The organism is Paenibacillus melissococcoides (genome assembly GCA_944800085.1).
Lineage (GTDB): Bacteria > Bacillota > Bacilli > Paenibacillales > Paenibacillaceae > Paenibacillus_B > Paenibacillus_B melissococcoides.
Genome location: CALYLO010000003.1, coordinates 531,129 through 548,657, shown reverse-complemented (window position 1 = coordinate 548,657; position 17,529 = coordinate 531,129). Strand labels below are relative to the sequence as shown.

At 55.0% G+C, this 17,529-nt stretch carries 19 protein-coding genes; 1 reads left to right on the top strand and 18 read right to left on the bottom strand.

Annotation, left to right across the window (positions count from 1 at the left end; all coding sequences use genetic code 11):
* Nucleotides 1-20 precede the first annotated feature (20 nt).
* The 16 genes from der to OCY70_RS14135 form a co-directional block, all read right to left on the bottom strand.
* Entirely contained in the window at nt 21-1,343 is a 1,323-nt protein-coding gene (der, locus tag OCY70_RS14210; protein WP_213426268.1) for a ribosome biogenesis GTPase Der, read from the bottom strand.
* 140 nt (nt 1,344-1,483) lie between these two features.
* Nucleotides 1,484-2,098: a permease gene (locus OCY70_RS14205; protein ID WP_249724466.1), complete on the bottom strand. Its 615-nt coding sequence runs from the start codon at nt 2,096-2,098 to the stop codon at nt 1,484-1,486.
* Between the two features lie 89 nt (nt 2,099-2,187).
* The gene (gene rpsA / locus OCY70_RS14200) at nt 2,188-3,408 is read right to left on the bottom strand and encodes a 30S ribosomal protein S1 (RefSeq protein ID WP_006678906.1); all 1,221 of its coding nucleotides are present in this window, start codon (nt 3,406-3,408) and stop codon (nt 2,188-2,190) included.
* Nucleotides 3,409-3,657: 249 nt separating this feature from the next.
* Entirely contained in the window at nt 3,658-4,236 is a 579-nt protein-coding gene (locus tag OCY70_RS14195) for a lysophospholipid acyltransferase family protein (protein ID WP_213426267.1), read from the bottom strand.
* Nucleotides 4,237-4,242: 6 nt separating this feature from the next.
* On the bottom strand, nt 4,243-4,947 hold the full coding sequence (gene cmk / locus OCY70_RS14190; RefSeq protein ID WP_213426266.1) for a (d)CMP kinase: 705 nt from the start codon (nt 4,945-4,947) through the stop codon (nt 4,243-4,245).
* Between the two features lie 147 nt (nt 4,948-5,094).
* Nucleotides 5,095-5,307: a diadenosine tetraphosphatase gene (locus OCY70_RS14185; RefSeq protein ID WP_249724463.1), complete on the bottom strand. Its 213-nt coding sequence runs from the start codon at nt 5,305-5,307 to the stop codon at nt 5,095-5,097.
* A gap of 89 nt (nt 5,308-5,396) precedes the next feature.
* Nucleotides 5,397-5,675: a hypothetical protein gene (locus tag OCY70_RS14180; protein WP_249724460.1), complete on the bottom strand. Its 279-nt coding sequence runs from the start codon at nt 5,673-5,675 to the stop codon at nt 5,397-5,399.
* Nucleotides 5,676-5,962: 287 nt separating this feature from the next.
* Complete coding sequence (gene ypeB / locus OCY70_RS14175) at nt 5,963-7,306, bottom strand: germination protein YpeB (RefSeq protein WP_213426265.1); 1,344 nt, start codon at nt 7,304-7,306, stop codon at nt 5,963-5,965.
* Between the two features lie 119 nt (nt 7,307-7,425).
* The gene (locus OCY70_RS14170) at nt 7,426-7,575 is read right to left on the bottom strand and encodes a hypothetical protein (RefSeq protein WP_006285250.1); all 150 of its coding nucleotides are present in this window, start codon (nt 7,573-7,575) and stop codon (nt 7,426-7,428) included.
* Nucleotides 7,576-7,628: 53 nt separating this feature from the next.
* Nucleotides 7,629-8,342 carry a glutamic-type intramembrane protease PrsW gene (prsW, locus tag OCY70_RS14165; RefSeq protein WP_261944930.1) on the bottom strand — a complete coding sequence of 238 codons (714 nt, stop codon included), beginning with the start codon at nt 8,340-8,342 and terminating at the stop codon, nt 7,629-7,631.
* A gap of 65 nt (nt 8,343-8,407) precedes the next feature.
* Nucleotides 8,408-9,658 (bottom strand): Glu/Leu/Phe/Val family dehydrogenase, encoded by a 1,251-nt coding sequence (locus tag OCY70_RS14160; protein WP_213426310.1) that lies wholly within the window; start codon nt 9,656-9,658, stop codon nt 8,408-8,410.
* Between the two features lie 175 nt (nt 9,659-9,833).
* Nucleotides 9,834-10,454, bottom strand: coding sequence for a genetic competence negative regulator (locus tag OCY70_RS14155; RefSeq protein WP_213426264.1), 621 nt, complete (start codon nt 10,452-10,454; stop codon nt 9,834-9,836).
* A 265-nt stretch (nt 10,455-10,719) separates the two neighbouring features.
* Nucleotides 10,720-11,151, bottom strand: coding sequence for a DNA-directed RNA polymerase (locus OCY70_RS14150; protein ID WP_213426309.1), 432 nt, complete (start codon nt 11,149-11,151; stop codon nt 10,720-10,722).
* 137 nt (nt 11,152-11,288) lie between these two features.
* Nucleotides 11,289-12,098 carry a metallophosphoesterase gene (locus tag OCY70_RS14145; RefSeq protein WP_213426263.1) on the bottom strand — a complete coding sequence of 270 codons (810 nt, stop codon included), beginning with the start codon at nt 12,096-12,098 and terminating at the stop codon, nt 11,289-11,291.
* 6 nt (nt 12,099-12,104) lie between these two features.
* Nucleotides 12,105-12,500 (bottom strand): hypothetical protein, encoded by a 396-nt coding sequence (locus tag OCY70_RS14140; protein WP_213426262.1) that lies wholly within the window; start codon nt 12,498-12,500, stop codon nt 12,105-12,107.
* Complete coding sequence (locus OCY70_RS14135) at nt 12,497-13,087, bottom strand: CPBP family intramembrane glutamic endopeptidase (RefSeq protein ID WP_213426261.1); 591 nt, start codon at nt 13,085-13,087, stop codon at nt 12,497-12,499. Before OCY70_RS14135 ends, OCY70_RS14140 begins: the two co-directional genes overlap by 4 nt.
* Nucleotides 13,088-13,606: 519 nt before the next feature.
* Between OCY70_RS14135 and serA the strand changes: the two genes are divergently transcribed.
* Nucleotides 13,607-15,193 (top strand): phosphoglycerate dehydrogenase, encoded by a 1,587-nt coding sequence (gene serA, locus OCY70_RS14130; protein ID WP_213426260.1) that lies wholly within the window; start codon nt 13,607-13,609, stop codon nt 15,191-15,193.
* Nucleotides 15,194-15,351: 158 nt separating this feature from the next.
* Here the strand turns inward: serA and OCY70_RS14125 are convergent, their stop codons facing one another.
* The gene (locus OCY70_RS14125) at nt 15,352-16,791 is read right to left on the bottom strand and encodes a sensor histidine kinase (RefSeq protein WP_261944908.1); all 1,440 of its coding nucleotides are present in this window, start codon (nt 16,789-16,791) and stop codon (nt 15,352-15,354) included.
* Nucleotide 16,792: 1 nt separating this feature from the next.
* On the bottom strand, nt 16,793-17,509 hold the full coding sequence (locus tag OCY70_RS14120; RefSeq protein WP_213426258.1) for a response regulator transcription factor: 717 nt from the start codon (nt 17,507-17,509) through the stop codon (nt 16,793-16,795).
* Between the last annotated feature and the right edge of the window lie 20 nt (nt 17,510-17,529).

Sequence of the window (17,529 nt, the reverse complement as noted above, 5' to 3'; positions counted from 1 at the left end):
TAGACCAACTCAGTTCTCCCCTAACCTTCATCGGATTTGCGGCGGGTGAACAGCCGTATCGGCGTGCCCTCGAAATCGAACGACGTCCGGATCCGGTTCTCCAAATAGCGCTCGTAGGAGAAATGCATCAGTTCCGGGTCGTTCACGAAGATGACAATCGTCGGCGGCTTCACCGCGACCTGCGTCGCATAATTAATGCGCAGCCGTCTGCCTTTATCCGTTGGCGGAGGATTGTAAGCGACTGCATCGCTTATCACATCGTTGAGCAGATGGGTCGGTATGCGCTTCGCATGCTGCTCTGCGACATGCTCGATAACCGGCAGCAGCTTATGAAGCCGCTGCTTCGTCTTCGCGGACAGGAAGACGATGGGCGCATAAGGCATGAACAGGAAATGATCGCGAATCTTCGTCTCGAATTCATGCATCGTGCGATCGTTCTTCTCGACGACATCCCATTTGTTGACGACAAACAGCGCCGCCTTGCCGGCCTCATGGGCATAGCCTGCAATATGCTTGTCTTGCTCGATTATGCCCTCTTCGCCGTTGATGACGATAAGGACGACATCGGCCCGCTCGATCGCTTTCATGGAGCGCATGACGCTGTACTTCTCGGTCGTCTCGTATACCTTGCCGCGCTTGCGCATTCCGGCCGTATCGATCAAGACGAACCGCTGGCCGTCCTTCTCGAACGGAGTATCGATCGCGTCGCGCGTCGTGCCGGCAATATCGCTCACAATGACGCGATCCTCGCCCAAGATGGCATTGACGAGCGATGACTTGCCTACGTTCGGTCTGCCGATCAGGGCGACCCGGATGACATCTTCATCGTACTCTTCCTCGGTCGTCTCAGGGAAGCGGTAGACCACTTCATCCAACAAATCGCCAAGTCCCGTGCCGTGCGAACCGGAGATGGGCACCGGATCGCCGAAGCCTAGACTGTAAAATTCATAAACATCGTCCATGCGTTGCAAGTTGTCTACTTTGTTAATCGCAAGAACTACCGGCTTCCCGGACCGGAACAGAATCTCAGCCACTTCCTCGTCCGCCTGGGTTACGCCGCTCTTCGCTTCACACATGAAAACAATGACAACCGCTTCTTCAATGGCCAGCTCGGCCTGCACACGGATAGAGCGGAGCATCTCGTCTTCGCCGTACACTTCGATTCCGCCCGTGTCAATAATGCTGAACGGCTTGCCGTTCCATTCGCCCGTTCCGTAAATACGGTCGCGTGTCACGCCAGGCTTGTCCTCCACTATGGCCAAACGGTCGCCGATGACTCGGTTAAAAATGGTGGACTTGCCGACATTCGGCCGCCCGACAATGGCAACAACGGGTTTTGCCATGCAGTTCACTCCTCATCTCTAATGCAACATCTACACGTAGTTCATCATATCAAAAAATCAGCACCTTGGCTAACCAATTTGCAGGAGACCTGACTAATTTGTAGCTCGCCTTTATCCGGCACTGACCATGCGCGGCCTGCTCATTGCAAGCGCGTCTGCCACCATTTGTGCCGGGACCATTCAATGACGGCGGACAGCAGCCGGACGGTCACGAACACGAGCCACCACGCATCCTGCACAGCCGCGCCGCCGAATTCCGAGGGAGAGGACAGCTTCAATTGGATCAGCCACTCCCCCGCCGTAAGCCCCAGCGTCACCATAATCCACTGATGCGTCCAGTCCCGCGAGCACAGCAGCACAATCGCGATGATCATCAGATAGGCGGCGCCGTGCGCCGGGAGAAGCGGGAGCGTCCAGACCGCTGACTGGGACAGCAGCGCCGTCCACAGCCAGACCGCGCCGATCAACACGATGCGCCCGGCCAGGACGAACATGATCCAGCCGGAGGCCTGCGCCTGCATGCCGGCCAGACATCCCGCGATCATGCACCACAGCAGCCATACCGGCTGAATCCCGCGTCCTTCCGGGAGCAGCCCGAAGCCGGCATCGTGAAAGAATAGCCAGAACAGGCCGACGAGGAGCAGAATCATTCGGGGCGCTCCGCGCAGCAGCACATCCCTCCATCCCGTCGCCATCAATATGGCACAGCACAGCCACAAAATGAATGACAGCATCCCCGGCAACAATCGCTTCAACTCCGATTCCTTTTTTGCTTATTATTTGAAGGAATCTGCAAAAATAAACGGCGGGCTCCTGGGGAACCCGCCGAAGGACGTTGATTCGATTATTTTTTGAATTTGTTGAGCATATCGCCGAAGCGCTCGCCCAAAGTGACGCTCATTCCTTGATTATTCAAGGACACGTTCGGGTTGTTGTTCAACTCTTCCTTCATGACTTTCTTCTCGGCTTTTGGCGCAGGAGCCGGCGCTTCTTCCGTCTCCTTGATGCTCAGGCTGACACGCTTCTCGGCCGGATTGAAGTCAAGCACCTTAACTTGAACGGTCTGCCCTTGCTTCAGCACCTCGGATGGCGTCGCGATGTGGCGATGCGCGATTTGGGAAATGTGAACCAATCCTTCCACCCCAGGAGCCACTTCAACGAAGGCGCCGAAGTCGACGAGGCGCTTCACTTCGCCAGTCAGGATATCGCCAGTCTTGATCTTGTCGGCAGCTTGCTCCCAAGGTCCTGGTTGAGTCGCTTTCATGCTCAGGCTGATTTTGCCGTTCGCCGGATCGACTTTCAATACTTTAACGTTGACTTTCTGTCCTTCCTGAACGAGATCCGACGGCTTGTCGACATGATGCCAAGCCATCTCGGACACGTGAACAAGACCGTCCACGCCGCCAACGTCAACGAATGCGCCGAATTGAGTCAAGCGCTGTACGGTGCCTTCCAGCTCTTGACCTTCGCTCAGGCTTTCCATGACGCGCTTCTTGTTCGCTTCGAACTCTTCGTCAAGCACTTCTTTTTGCGACAGAATGAGCTTGTTGTTCTCGCGATCGATTTCCTTGACCTTTACGCGCAGCGTGCGGCCTTTGTAATCGCTGAAGTCTTCCACGAAGTGACGTTCTACCATGGATGCAGGAATAAATGCGCGGACACCGACATCGGCTACGACGCCGCCCTTGACGACATCAACAACCGTAACTTCAAATACTTCGTTGTTGTCGAAATGCTGCTGCATGACATCCCATGCATTCTCGCTGTCTACTTGCCGCTTGGACAGAACCATGCGCTCCTTGTCATCATCGATGCTGACAACCTTGCATTCGACTTCTTGCCCTACTTGGACAACATCCGCAATATTGTCTACGGATACGGATGACAATTCGCGGACGGGAATGACACCGTCATATTTATATCCAATGCTAACGACCGCTTGGTTGTCGTCGATTTTAACAATCGTGCCTTTGACGGTATCCCCTTTTTTGACGGACACGATGTTTTCCATCACTTCCTGGTTTGCCGTTTCGGCTGTTTCGTTGACTTTTGTTTCTTCAGACATGTGAACTACCTCCTCAATTGAAACCCCATTTATTGAACCCCGCCTTAGAGGCCGGCTTCGCAAGGACTCTTCCGCGCCCTTCTGCAGCACCGCTCACGCGATGCCTTAATATGCGAATCCGTCCGCGGCCCGGCCGTTCGAATGGCCGCTCCGCATCGGGATGTCGTAACAATCTCGAATATAACCTGTAAATAATACCTGTAGTATCTGACGTTAGCGGAAAATCATGCACGCCAATCTTCCGAATCGTCAACCTTCCCGTTTAAGCCGGTTAATATGATCCATGATGCGGTCGGTTGCCTTCTCCAGAACGTCGCTTCCCTTCTGCTCCAGCAGATCCGACATCTCGATGGGCGGACCATAGACGACCCGGGTCTTGCGGAACAGCCGGTAGCTGCCGATAATCGCCACCGGAACGACAGCCGCGCCGCTGCGGAGCGCAATCATTGCCGCTCCCTTCTTCGCTGCGGCCGCTTGGTCGGTATTGCGGGTCCCTTCAGGGAATATACCCATAATATCCCCGTCCTGAAGCAATTGAAACGCCGTGCGGATAGTTTCTTTGCCGACGCCGCCCCGCTTGACGGGAAATGCGCCCAGCGCCTTGATGGCCGCTCCAAACAAAGGTATATTGAACAGCTCGGCCTTCGCCATGAAGCGGATGCGCCGCTTCAGCAATATTCCTATCGCGGGAGGGTCCAGCAGGCTGATATGGTTAGAGCAGAGGACAACGCCGCCATCCTTCGGCACATGCTCTGTCCCGGATGCCTCCAACCGGAAAAGAAGCCGGTAAATCAGGCGAAGCAGCGCCCTTATCGTCGTATAAAACATAATTGATTACCGTTCCCCATCTCTGCATAATAATTTGGCCTGATCCACGATGACGCGAACGACCTCATCAATCGTCATGCGCGTCGTATCAAGCAGAACGGCGTCTTCCGCCTGACGCAGCGGAGATACCTCCCTCGTCTCGTCCTGCTTGTCGCGAGCCGCAATCTCCCGCATGAACTGCTCTACGGTCGCGCCTTCGACGCCGCTCAATTCAGCGTAGCGCCGGCGCGCGCGCTCTTCGACGGAAGCGGTCACGAACCATTTCTGTTCGGCATCGGGAAGAACATGCGTGCCAATATCGCGGCCATCCATGACGACTCCCTTGCGGGCAGCCATGCCGCGCTGGAGGTGGACAAGCCTCTCCCTAACGGCGGATGACCGGGCATACGAGGAAGCGAGCCGGCTAATCTCCGGCGTCCGGATCTCGTCCGTGACGTCGGTTCCGTTCAACAGAACGGCTTGCCTGGAATCAAGCGGAATCAGTTCAACCGCGACATCCTTCATCGCTTCTTGAATGGCATCCTCATCCTCAGGATCAATTCCCAATCGTAACATATGTAACGCTACCGCCCGGTACATCGCACCGGTATCGATATACGTATAACCCAATTCGCGGGCGACGAGGCGGGCCACTGTGCTCTTCCCGGCTCCTGCAGGCCCGTCGATAGCGATATTCAAACGAAGCGCAGGAGCGTTGGACTGTACTGTCAACGAGTCTGACTCCTTCCTGGAACAATCACCGTATATAGAGATATCACTAAAAAAGCAGGCGTTGCCTGCGACGTCAAAATTATACCACACTTCATGTGGGGATGCAAAACAGGCAATCAGAGGAAGCTCCCGTTCCCCGAGCCGGCTTCACGGCTCCTCCGGCGCCCCGGAGGGCGGATACGGCACGCCTTCCAGCCTCTCCACCTTGCAGAGCAAGCTTCTTATCCCGCCGTGCATAAGCAGCAGCTGCACCGCTAGCAGCGCCGCGGCGAAGGCCAGCCCAATGCGGACCATCCACCTGAAAATCCATTCCCACCAATCCATAATTGCCGCTTCCCGATCGCGCACCGGCTCCCACATCCTCCTGTTTTTGAGGAATATTATGGCTTTCCTTCCAGGAAATTATGCGCTATCGATTCACAGCGAGCGACAAGACCGGTGTTCCGGTCTTATCCGTATGTAAGATACGTCCGGAGACAAGTTCGTTTCCTTGCCTCAATTTTGCGTTCGAAGCAGAACCGGATCAGCTTCTGCTGGTCCAATTCGGCAATCTGCCCGAATTTCATCATGATCAGATTCCGCTCCTCGTGAAGCGGTCGAACCCGGACGATTTGCCCGGTGAACGGAATGTGCTCGATCGTTCCGTTGCGGAACGGAACCGCAAGCCAGCATTGCAGCAGCTGTCCTTCGCGAAGGCCCCATTTCGGCGCGGCCGTGAGCGAAGACATTCAACTCTTCCCCGATGGCGAACAATCCGAATTTCCCGGTCTCTTCGCAGAGCGGAACCTCCATCCAGATTCGCTCGTCGTCCAACTCGGTCACCCTTGCTTTATAGGTCGCCTCCTCCGGAGAACGCTCCAGCTGCATATATAACATATCATTGACTTTAGGTAACATAAGCTCCCCCCTGTGGGCAATTATACCACGGGATGCCGGGGTCCAACAGCACAAAGCGCCGGAAAGCATCCTCCCGTCTCCAGGATAGACGCCCTCCGGCGCTTCTGCGGCGCAAATGTTATTCTTGCACGGCAGTCATTTCTTCAATATGCTCTTCTTCGCCATTTTCGGCGTTAATATAGATGCGGTACGTTGTGCCGTTAATTTTGCCGCCGAATTCATAGCACAGCACTTCTTCCCCTTCATCATTCTTGATCAGGGACAGCCGATCGAACAGAACCTCCATTTCCGGATGCAGCATCTTCTGGGCTTCCTGCTTCGTGAGCTTCGGCTTGCCGATGTTCCGGTCCTTGTGCTCATATACATAATCCGTAGCCTGGACCCCGGTCACTTCCCCGTTATCAAGCGCGACGCGCACGCCGACTTGCTGCGGATAGACATAGACTCCGTTCACGACCGGCACGAAGGTGAAGCTGCCGACGCGGTTTCGTCCATTGTATTTGACGGCCTCCATGTCGGGATAGCCGTTATTCTTCAAAAACTCCTTGGCGGATTGGGCGGCCTGCTTCATCGAAATTCGCTTTTCCTTAATCTCGCGCGCGTCCATATACGCCATCAGCATGCCCTGCTTCGTAAAATCCAGCGTTACGGTTCCCTTCCCGTCATTGCCGTAGTCGGCAAACGCCGTGCAGGATTCATACTCCGTTCCTTTGCCGTTCTCTCTGACTTCGATTTTATTGTAATTTTTGTTGCCCAAAAATTGTTCCGCCTTCTGGCGGATTTCCTGTACGCTTAACGGCTGCCCCTTCAGCATCTTGACGGAACGCTTCGTATAGATATTGGCGATGGTAGGTCCCCAATTCAACTCCGGATAGTCGCCGACTTTTTTGTCAACCGTCTTGAAGCCATCGATAATCGTGTTGTCCGCCGTTTGTTGCTCTGAGGCCATTGCGGTCTCGACATCCATCCAGCGTAAATTGTTGGCGATGACTTTATGCTGAACCTTCTGCAAATCTTTTGAAATATCGCCCGCGTTCTTATACAGCGTCTTCAGTGTTTTCACTTCGTCATCCGACAGCGGCTTTTTGGTCAGATCGCGAATCGAGGTGCGGTAAGCGAAATTGGAGATGCGGGACAGAAAATCCTCCGTCTTGTTGAACGGCAGCAGTGTCAACGGAAGCTGGTTAATCTCATTCTGCGCTTGGCTCGTAATGCGCCATACATTGGCGAGCCCTTTGCGGTGCATGGCCTGCGATTGCGAGTTGACCGCGAGCGTGCGTCCCAACTCGCTGTGCAGCCTGTCCACATGGTACGTCAAATCATGGAATGCCCGTTGATATTGGTTTTCCGCTTTGATCAATATTGAATTTTTCTCTTGATGCTCTTGATAGCCCCACACGATCGCTCCAATGAAAAAGAGCGTAACGATCGGAAACATAACGGCACTAAATCGTTTATACATGGTACAAACGTCTCCCTTCACAGCAACTTGTACATGGATTTGTCCATAGTTTGCTGGAACAGCGGAAGGTTTATGCATCGTTTCCTATGTTACGCTCTTCATGCTGACAGTTTGCCAGCTCAAATCGGTTCTTCTTCGACTTCAAAATTATCGCGGTTGTCGCACAGGCATTGCTTGAAGCCGGTTTCGACGCGGCCTTTTTCCCTCTTGCCGCGCAGCACGAACTTCTCGCCGCACCGGTTGCACCGAATGGTTACTTTTACCCGCACACGCTCACTCCTCCATCTGGGAACATTACTATGTGCCAGTATTGCCTGCCGGTTCACATATTAATCTCTTCCTCCCGCTTCACGAGGTGGAGAGGCGAGCGGGCATTCGCCCGGCGCACCTTGCCCATGCCGTAATACCACAGAAAAATCATCAGCGGTACGACAAACCATATCCAGTAACGTGTCACCGTCAACAATATCAGATCATAAATGCCATGCCAGAAAATAGGGAACAGCAGGGAATAGGCCAGGTAACGCCTGGTCCGTCCGCCATTGTCCTTGGTGAACTTCGCTTTGCCCATATAGTATCCCATCATCACGCCGAACATCGCGTGCCCCGATACCGGGAGCAGCGCCCGCAGTATCAAATGCGAGAAGGAAGAATGATTAATCCAGGCATACAAAACGTTCTCGATGGTGGCAAAGCCGAGAGACACGGCGACGGCATATAAAATTCCGTCGTAATGCTCGTCGAACTCAACATGATTATAGATCATATGATAAAGCACGAACCATTTAACCGCCTCTTCCACCCCGGCCGAAATGGTGAAGGAGGAGACGAGCGGGTTGTCCCCCCACCACAGCACGAGCCCATGCTGCACAATCATAATCGGGAAGACAATCAAAAATCCGAGCAGGAACACGCGCACGACCATATGAATCGGTTCATAATCATAGCGGTCCTTCAGATAGAAGTACACCAACAGCGCAATGCCGGGGGCTATCGCGTCCGTCAGCAAAGGCAGTATCGGCGTCGTTGATTCCATCGTCTGCACGGCCGTATCTGAAGTGCTGGCGGCTATCGCTGTGATAGCCGGAACTATGCCCACACTTACACCCACCCCCGGTAGCGCGCCGCTTCAGCCGTCTTGCGCACGCCGACCATATAAGCGGCCAGCCGCATGTCCACTTGCTTCATCTGATGCGTCTCGTATACTTTGTTGAAGCCCTGCGTCATCAGCTTTTGCAGCTTCTGCATGACTTCTTCCTCACTCCAATAGTAGCCTTGGTTGTTCTGTACCCATTCGAAATAAGACACGATGACGCCGCCGGCGCTTGCCAATACGTCCGGCACGAGCAGGATGCCCCGGTCCGTGACAATCTTGGTCGCTTCGATCGTCGTCGGACCGTTGGCCGCTTCGACGATGATGCTCGCCTGAATCTGATGGGCGTTGTCCTCGGTAATCTGATTCTCGATCGCTGCCGGAACGAGAATATCGCAAGGCTGCACGAGCAATTCTTCGTTCGTAATCGTATTCTTGAACAGATTGGTGACGGTGCCGAAGGAATCCCGGCGGTCAAGCAAATCCGGGATGTCGAGACCTTCCGGATCGTAAAGCGCGCCGTTGACGTCGGAGATGCCGACCACCTTCGCTCCCGCTTCATGCATGAACTTGGACAGATAGCTGCCGGCGTTCCCGAAGCCCTGAACGATAACCCGGGCCTCCTTGAGCGGAATCCCCCGCACCTTGAGCGCTTCGAAAATCATCATGACGACGCCCTGCGCCGTCGCGGTCTCGCGCCCCTTCGATCCTCCAAGCACGAGCGGCTTGCCCGTAATAAAGCCCGGGGAGTCGAACTCCCGAATATGGCTATATTCATCGACCATCCATGCCATCACTTGCGAGTTCGTCATGACGTCCGGCGCCGGGATATCCTTGTTCGGACCGACCATCTGGCTGATCGCGCGGACATATCCGCGGCTCAACCGCTCCAGTTCGCCGAATGACATCCGCCGCGGGTCGCAAATAATTCCGCCTTTGCCGCCGCCGTACGGCAAATCGGCAATTCCGCATTTCAAGCTCATCCAAATGGACAGGGCTTTGACCTCTTCCTCTGTCACGCCAGGATGAAAGCGCACGCCTCCCTTGGTTGGACCGACTGCATCGTTATGCTGGGCGCGGAAGCCGGTGAACACCTGAACACTGCCGTCATCCATGCGCACCGGTATCCGCACCGTCAGCATGCGAAGCGGCTCCTTCATCAAGTCCACCATATCTTGTCCATAACCCAGACGCTGCAAAGCCTGTTCAATTACGAGCTGAGTGGAAGCAAGCAGGGAGTTGTGATCATTAGCGGTCATCATTATTCACCTCATAGGTTTATAGTAGATATACTCATTGAACCCGGGTGTCTGGACATTGCTGTGTCCAATGAGAGCAAGCTTGAATATACTGACTGACATATGATGACAAATGAAAACAGGGGACTCGCTCCGTTTCAGAAGCGGGCGCTCCCTGTTAATCAACAGAAACCATTTAAGCGTGCCGAGGAGGGAAATGACTGCATATGACGGCAATCGCATTCTCCGGGAGAATGCATGTTCCGTACTCCTCCAGAACCGCGGCAGTTACGGATGCGGCTTCCCCATATTCAGCAAGAATAGAGACCAGACCCTGCAGACGGTGAGAGTCGAGATCCGCGGGTTCCGCATAGAATATCCACTGATTATTATATTGGTATAGCGCGCCAGAGACGGAGAAATTGGAATTCACCGTATGGGCGGCCTCGATGAAATGCTCAAAATCGCGGAAAGCGAAAACGATCGTGTCGCTCTCTTCGAGCGTCACTTCCATTTCATACACATCATCCAGCTCGTCTTCATCCGCGCCGCTCGCATGGTGCCCCGCGCTATCCCAGCGGGTCCGGGTTACAATGACGACCATGCCTTGCGCAGGCATTGCGAACACTTCTACGGCAAGCGGTCCCGTCGCGTCGAATCCGAGTTCAGTGTAAGCCTGGTCCATCATTTCCGCGAACAGCTCCTGCAGCTTCGTCATCTCGCGCCAGAGATCTTCGCGTTGGATCCCGCGCTCCGACAAATCGTCGAACGTAAGGAAAACACGGATTTTGTCATGGCTCAGACGTTCGATTTTCATGGACAGGACCCTCCTTTGCAACTTCGGTTATAACAGATTATGAAGCAACATATAATATGTGCTGAAAATGGTTCCTTGTAACCTCATGTTATCATTAATTCAAATGTTTTGCACTACATAAAATGGCCTGTCCGGATCTTCTTAGGTATGTATGGAAAATACCCAAAAAGCCGTCGATGAACGCTCGACGGCTCTTGTTGCCGGTTGCTCGATCAAGACGGCCCAGATCGGCTGCATGATCTTGCAGCCATTGCTAGCTATTTCATTAGTGGCGGGCCGGCTGCTGCATGTCCGCTTTGGTCTCCAGCGACTGAACCGTAGTCTTCAATGCGTCCTGAGCGCTCGTCGCAGCAGCCGTAGAATTCATGGATGAAGGCAGCGGAGCCAGTCCGTTCTCGCTCAGAATCGCATCAACCTTGCGTTTGACTTCCGGATCGCTATCGATGAGCTGCTTTACTTTGTCCAGGCTGAACTCGTTCGGGTTGGCTTGGCTGGCCGCTTTAGACAAGGCGTTGCCCACATTGGCCAGATTCGTCATCGCAGAGTCCATCACTTTGTTTTTCGCTTGGCCCATCACGTCCTGCATCACGTTTCCAGCTACCTGAAGCTTGGACTGCAGGTTCGCAAGAGAGCGGCGATCGGCCATATACATGCCCGCGATTACACCGAGAGCCGTACCGGTAAAAAATGCTCTCATATTATTCACTGCTGATCCCTCCTTGGTTATTCGGATTCAGTAGTTAGTGTGGTCGCCGTTCACCTGAAGCATGCGCAATAAATTCAGGAAACAATGGGGCATGCATCGCAGGAACTGGAAAGCCCGGTATTTGTTTTTCAGCGTGCCCGGAGCGTAATGAAATGAACCTCCGGCGGGCTGCACAGGCGAAAAGGGGCATGCGAGGTCCCATATCCCCTGCTGATGAACAGCCGCGCGCAATGTCCGTTCTTGTCGGCGAACGGATACCAGCCTGCCAAGTATTGACGGTAAAACTTTCCTGTGCGGACAGGTCCGAGGCCAGGCAAGCAGATTTGGCCGCCATGCGTATGCCCCGACAAGACCAAATCGATGCCCTCCAAACTCTCGCCCCGCAGGGACAGCGGATCGTGAGTGACGACGATGGTGCAGCCCGGCTGCACCCTGACGTCAAGCATGCTGAGCTTGGCGTTCGTCCTTCCCGTGCTGAAGTCATCCCAGCCGACCAGCCATATCCCCGCTCCGCCCCGCTCCAGCCGGACGGCTTCATTGTCCAGCACCTTCACGCCGAGTTCCCTGAGCATATCGTCAAGCCTGCGGATATCTGCCTTGTAATCATGATTGCCATGAACGGCCATGACCGGGCCAAGCCGCGACAGCATCCGTATGTTATGCCGGCAACGTTCGAGCGGAACGCCGGCTTCCGTCATATCCCCGCCAATAATGACGAGATCCGCCTTGTCATGCTTCATCAGAGCCGCAAGCTCCCGATCGGCAATGGTCCGCCGATGAATATCGGAAATAAAAAACAAGCGGGTGCCGTCGAATGATGACGGCAGCCGCCTTAACGACACTTCCTCCTCCACAATGTTACATCCGCTCGCTTCCCGCAGCATGTAGCCCGCAACGGCACAGAAGCCCAATACAACAAGACCGATAACAGCAATCATGGCGAATTATCCTCCCAACGCCATCTTATGCCGCCCCCACAAGAAGAGAGCGATTAACAGCCCGATAAACAGCAAAAACAATATATTGTAAAACCATTGCGTAAGTTTTGCGTAATTGGAAGGATACAATTCTTTGCGGGGTGGCAAATAACGATCTTCATCCTCTTCCTCATCAAGGAGAGCCGCCGCCTGTTCCCCCGGCTCCTCTCCCTGGCGCTTCGATGCTGTTGTCTTGGTGTCTGGATGGGATCCGGCCTCTTCCTTTCCATCGGCCGAAGCCTTGGACGCCGAATCTTCCCGCAGCCGGCGCAGCGCAGCGAGCGCCGGGCTGTCTTCCATGTCGGGGGCCGCGGTTCTGCGTGTGAACCCGCGAAATGACGGGTCAGGCCGCTTCTCGCTCATAATTCCCTCCGAAAGCGTAAAATAAGTCCCATAATCAAATCAATGAAAAAGTGAGCCGCAATCGGCGCCCACAATGTGCCCGTCCATTCGTAGACGGTTCCGAGCGCATAGCTGATGAGAAATACCATCAGTGTCGGCAGCCAATGGCGCAAATAGCGGACATGGATCGCGGCGAACAGAATGCTGGTCCAGTACGGACCGAAAGCATGCTGGACCGCCCCCCGGAACAACAGTTCTTCGCAGATGCCCACAATCAGACAAATCACGACAATATGCCACAACGGCCGCTTGCCGAACAGCTTCTCGTTCATGCCCCCGTCGTCGGTCATTTCCTCCGGCACGAATTGCGACACGGCGATGTCGACGAGCACGACGACGACGGCCAAGCCGGCGCTCCACCACAGCCACTGCCATCCTTCCGGCAGGGCCAGAAGGGCGAACGGATTTCTGCCCTGCAGCCATATCCATATCAATCCTGCCAGCAGAGTGAGGCCTTGCGTCAGGTACAGGTTAAGAAGCAGGAGGCGATCGTCCAGTTCGTGAACACGAACCTGCCGTTCTTTAAATTGATTCCATTTCTGTTTCATTCAATCCCTGCCTTACCGATATATACACACACATGCAAGTAAAGTTGCGATGAACCAACAGATGAATCATATCAGAAAAAATGGCTCCGATACAACCTCAGCCCGTGCAATTAGCTCGGCGCTCCCTATGGAATCAGGTCTTTTTTCTCCCTATTGACACCGATCAGGAAGCGTGATACATTAAATGAAATTTCATGATGTAATACGGTGAAGGAAAAGAACAGATGCGAAGGCCTACAGAGAGCCGATGGCAGGTGGGAATCGGCGGCGGACCATCATGTTCCAGCGTTCCGGAGTTGTTGTGCTGAAGCTTGCCGGCGGCAAGTGCGTAGGTCCAACCGGCTTGAGCCCGTTACCGCTCGGCATCTCATTGCGAGATGGTCAAGGCCTGGCGCGCAAGCGCCGGGCGAAGAAGGGTGGCACCACGGAAGAAGACTCTCGTCCCTTACTACGGTCGTAGTATGCGGACGGGAGTTTTTTTATAGATAACTATGAGTTAGATATTGGGAGGAGATATCCATGTTCAAAGTACTCGTATCGGATCCGATCAGCGATTTCGGCATCCAGCAGCTCGTCGACGCGCAGGATGTGACCGTTCTGAAAAAGACCGGATTGTCGGAAGACGAGCTGATCGGCATCATCGGCGATGTCGATGCCCTGCTTGTCCGCAGCCAGACGCGGGTAACGGCCCGTATCATGGAAGCCGCCAAGCAGCTCAAGGTCATCGGACGCGCGGGTGTCGGCGTGGACAACATCGATCTGGAAGCGGCGACGAAGCGGGGAATCATCGTTATCAACGCGCCGGACGGCAACACGATCACGACCTGCGAGCATGCCTTCGCCATGATGATGGCCCTGTCGCGCCATATTCCGCAAGCGTACATGAAGACGATTAGCGGCGTATGGGACCGCAAGTCGTACCTTGGCGTCGAATTGATGAACAAGACGCTCGGCGTGCTCGGCATGGGCCGAATCGGGAGCGAGGTCGCGAAGCGCGCCAAGGCGTTCGGCATGGAAGTCATCGGCTACGATCCGTTCATGACGGACGAACGGGCGGAGAAGCTTGGCGTCAAGCTTGGAACGGTTGACGAGATTATCCGCGCGGCCGATTTCATCACCGTCCATACACCGCTTACCGACGAGACGCGCCATATGATTTCCCGGCCGCAGTTCGAGGTGATGAAGCGGGGAATGCGCATCATCAACTGCGCCCGCGGCGGCATTATCGATGAACGGGCGCTTATCGAGGCGATTGACGCGGGCATCGTTGCCGGAGCGGCCTTCGACGTGTTCGAGGCGGAACCGCCGGCTGCCGATCATCCGTTCTTGAATCATCCGAAGATCATTGTCACCCCTCACCTCGGCGCATCGACGGTAGAAGCGCAAGAGAACGTCGCGGTCGACGTCTCCGAGCAGGTGCTGCATATTTTGCGGAACGAACCGTTCAAAAATGCGGTGAATATGCCGCCGGTCGCGCCGAGCGTGCTGAAAAAGATTCAGCCTTACTTCAAGCTCGCCGAGAAGCTCGGACAATTCGCCGGCCAAATGGCGAAAAGCCCTGTCCTGGAGATCGTCGTCAATTATTGCGGCGATCTGGCCGAGGTGGATACCCAGCCGATTACGCGCTACATCGTCAAAGGCGTGCTGTCCCGCCATCTTGGATCCGAAGTGAACGAGGTCAATTCGATGCATCTGGCCAAGGTCCGCGACATCCATATTTTGGTGGAAAAATCCCATATCGCCAAAGGCTTCACCAACCTGCTGACGGTCAAGCTGCGCACGAGCAACGAAGAACGTCTCGTGGCCGGCACGCTGCTGAACGGTTACGGGGAACGGATCGTTCAGATCGACAAATATACCGTGGATTTGGCGCCGGAAGGCTATCTCCTTCTGATCTCCCATCATGACAAGCCGGGCGTCATCGGGCTGGTCGGCTCCCTGCTTGGCAACAACGGCGTAAATATCGCGACGATGCAGGTGGGACGCAAAATCGCCGGCGGAGACGCGATTATGGTGCTGTCCGTGGATAAGTCGGTGCCGCAGGATGTGCTCGCGGAGCTGAAGGCTCATGGGGATATCCATAAAGCGAAAGTCATCGTCCTATAACGAAAAGGTGGCCCGGATCACGCAAAGCCCTGCGCCCTTGTTCCACGGGCAACAAGATTTTGGTAAAAAATCCGTCTTGCTCTGACATCATTAGCGAATCGCCGCACGACACAAAACTCCCTTCTCCGCCAAGCGGAAAAGGGAGTTTTGCCGTTTCGTCATCCGTTCTCTTTTTGCGACACCGGGATCGGGAGCTGAATGGTGAACGTCGTCCCCTCGCCCTGGACGCTGTGAACCTGGATAGATCCCTTGTGGGCCTCCACAATATTTTTGACAATAGCCAGACCCAATCCGGTCCCGCCGGTCGCTTCCCGCTTGCGGGCCTTGTCGGCCTTGTAGAAGCGGTCGAAAATATAGGGGAGATCCTCAGACGGTATGCCCTGGCCGTGGTCCTGAACGACGATGGTCAGCGTCTCGCCCCCATCGGCGGAAACGCCGCGGCTCGTACCGATGGCTATTTCCTCCCCGGCTGACGAATGCCGCAGCGCATTGTCCAGGAGATTGGTCAGCACCTGCTCCAGCCGATCCTCGTCGGCGGCGGGCAGCACCGGATCATGCGCTTCGAGCTTCAGCACGATCGGAATCTGCTGCTCCTTCGCGAGCACCGTATATTTGCGGTATACGCGGTGAATCAGTTCATTGAAGTCGGTCTCGTTCCAGTGCATCTGCATATGGCCCGATTCCATCTTTGCCAGATCGAGCAGATCTTTGACGAGACGCCCCATGCGGAGCGATTCGTCATGAATGACCTGGACAAGTTCCTGCCGTTCCTCGGGGGAGGCGGCGATATCATCCATCAGCGCCTCGCTGTATCCTTGCAGCATGGAGAGCGGGGTACGGATCTCATGGGACACATTGGCGACGAAGTCCGTCCGCAGCTTCTCCAGCTTGACTTCCTCCGAAATATCCCGCAGCACGGCGACCGCTCCGCGCACGCGGCTGTCGGCATGGAGCGGGCCCATCACGACCGACCATACTTCCTTCTGCACGTGAACCCGCGCCGTCACTTCCTTCCCTTCCTTCACGACCGTATCGAAATAAGGCTTCAACGGATCGGGAACGGCCGAAGACTCGGCTCCCTCCTCTTGAATGTTCCACTCCATCTGATTCCAGGTGTTCAGGATCGCTTCGCCCTGCGGATTCGTGAGCAGCATTTGGCCGGCCGCGTCGAACGTAATCACCGCGTCGGTCATGCTCCGCAGCACGCTGGCCAGGTGCTCCTTCTCATGCTGCAGATCCTGAATCGTCAGCTTCAGCTCCTCCGCCATATGGTTGAACGTTCGGGACAGCTCGCCGATCTCGTCGGAGGAGCGTATCGTTACCTTCGTCGAATAATCTCCTTGCCGTATCGTGTCGGCGGCCTCCTTCAGCTTGCGGAGCGGCTGCGTAATCTTCGTGAACAGGAACAGCGCGAAGAACGTCGTCAGCGAGAAGCCGGTGATGGCGGTATAGACGAACAATTGCTTAATGTCATTCGGATGCGCGAAGTTGCTGTCAATGTAAGGCAGCAGGTATACGCCCAAGGTCGCCATGACGAAGGCGACGAGGCCGATGATGGTCATCCACAGCTTTCCGACAATGCTTCGCCAAAATTTCACGTTATTTCGGCACCTCTAACTTGTAACCGACGCCCCATACGGTCGTAATCATGGCCGCTGCCTCCGGCGACACCTTGTTCAGCTTTTCGCGCAGACGCTTCACATGGGTATCCACGGTCCGCAGATCTCCGAAAAATTCGTAGTTCCATACATCCTTCAACAATTCCTCGCGCGAGAACACTTTGTCCGGAGATATCGCCAAATAGTGAAGCAGCTCATACTCCTTCGGCGTCAGACTCACTTCCTGGCCTCCCGCCGTGACGCGGTGGGCATCATGCTCGATAACCAAATGCGGGAATACGATATTGTTGCTCGTCTTCGGATCGTTGGTCAAGAACGCCGTCGCCGACGAACGGCGAAGCACCGCCTTGACCCGGTAGATCACTTCGCGCGGACTGAACGGCTTCACGACATAGTCGTCCGCCCCCACCTCGAACCCTTGGACCCGGTTCATTTCTTCGCCTTTCGCGGTCAGCATAATGATCGGCGTCGCTTTGACCTGCCGCAGCCGCGTGCACACTTCGATGCCGTCCATCCCCGGCAGCATCACGTCGAGCAGGATCAAATCATAATCCTCGCTTACCGCTTTGCGGAGCGCTACTTCTCCATCTTCCGCCTCATCAATCGCGTATCCCTCTTTTTCCAGATACATTTTGAGCAGGCGGCGAATGCGTTCTTCATCATCTACCACCAGTATGCGATTCACATGTTCAGACATATACGACTCCCCTTCCAATG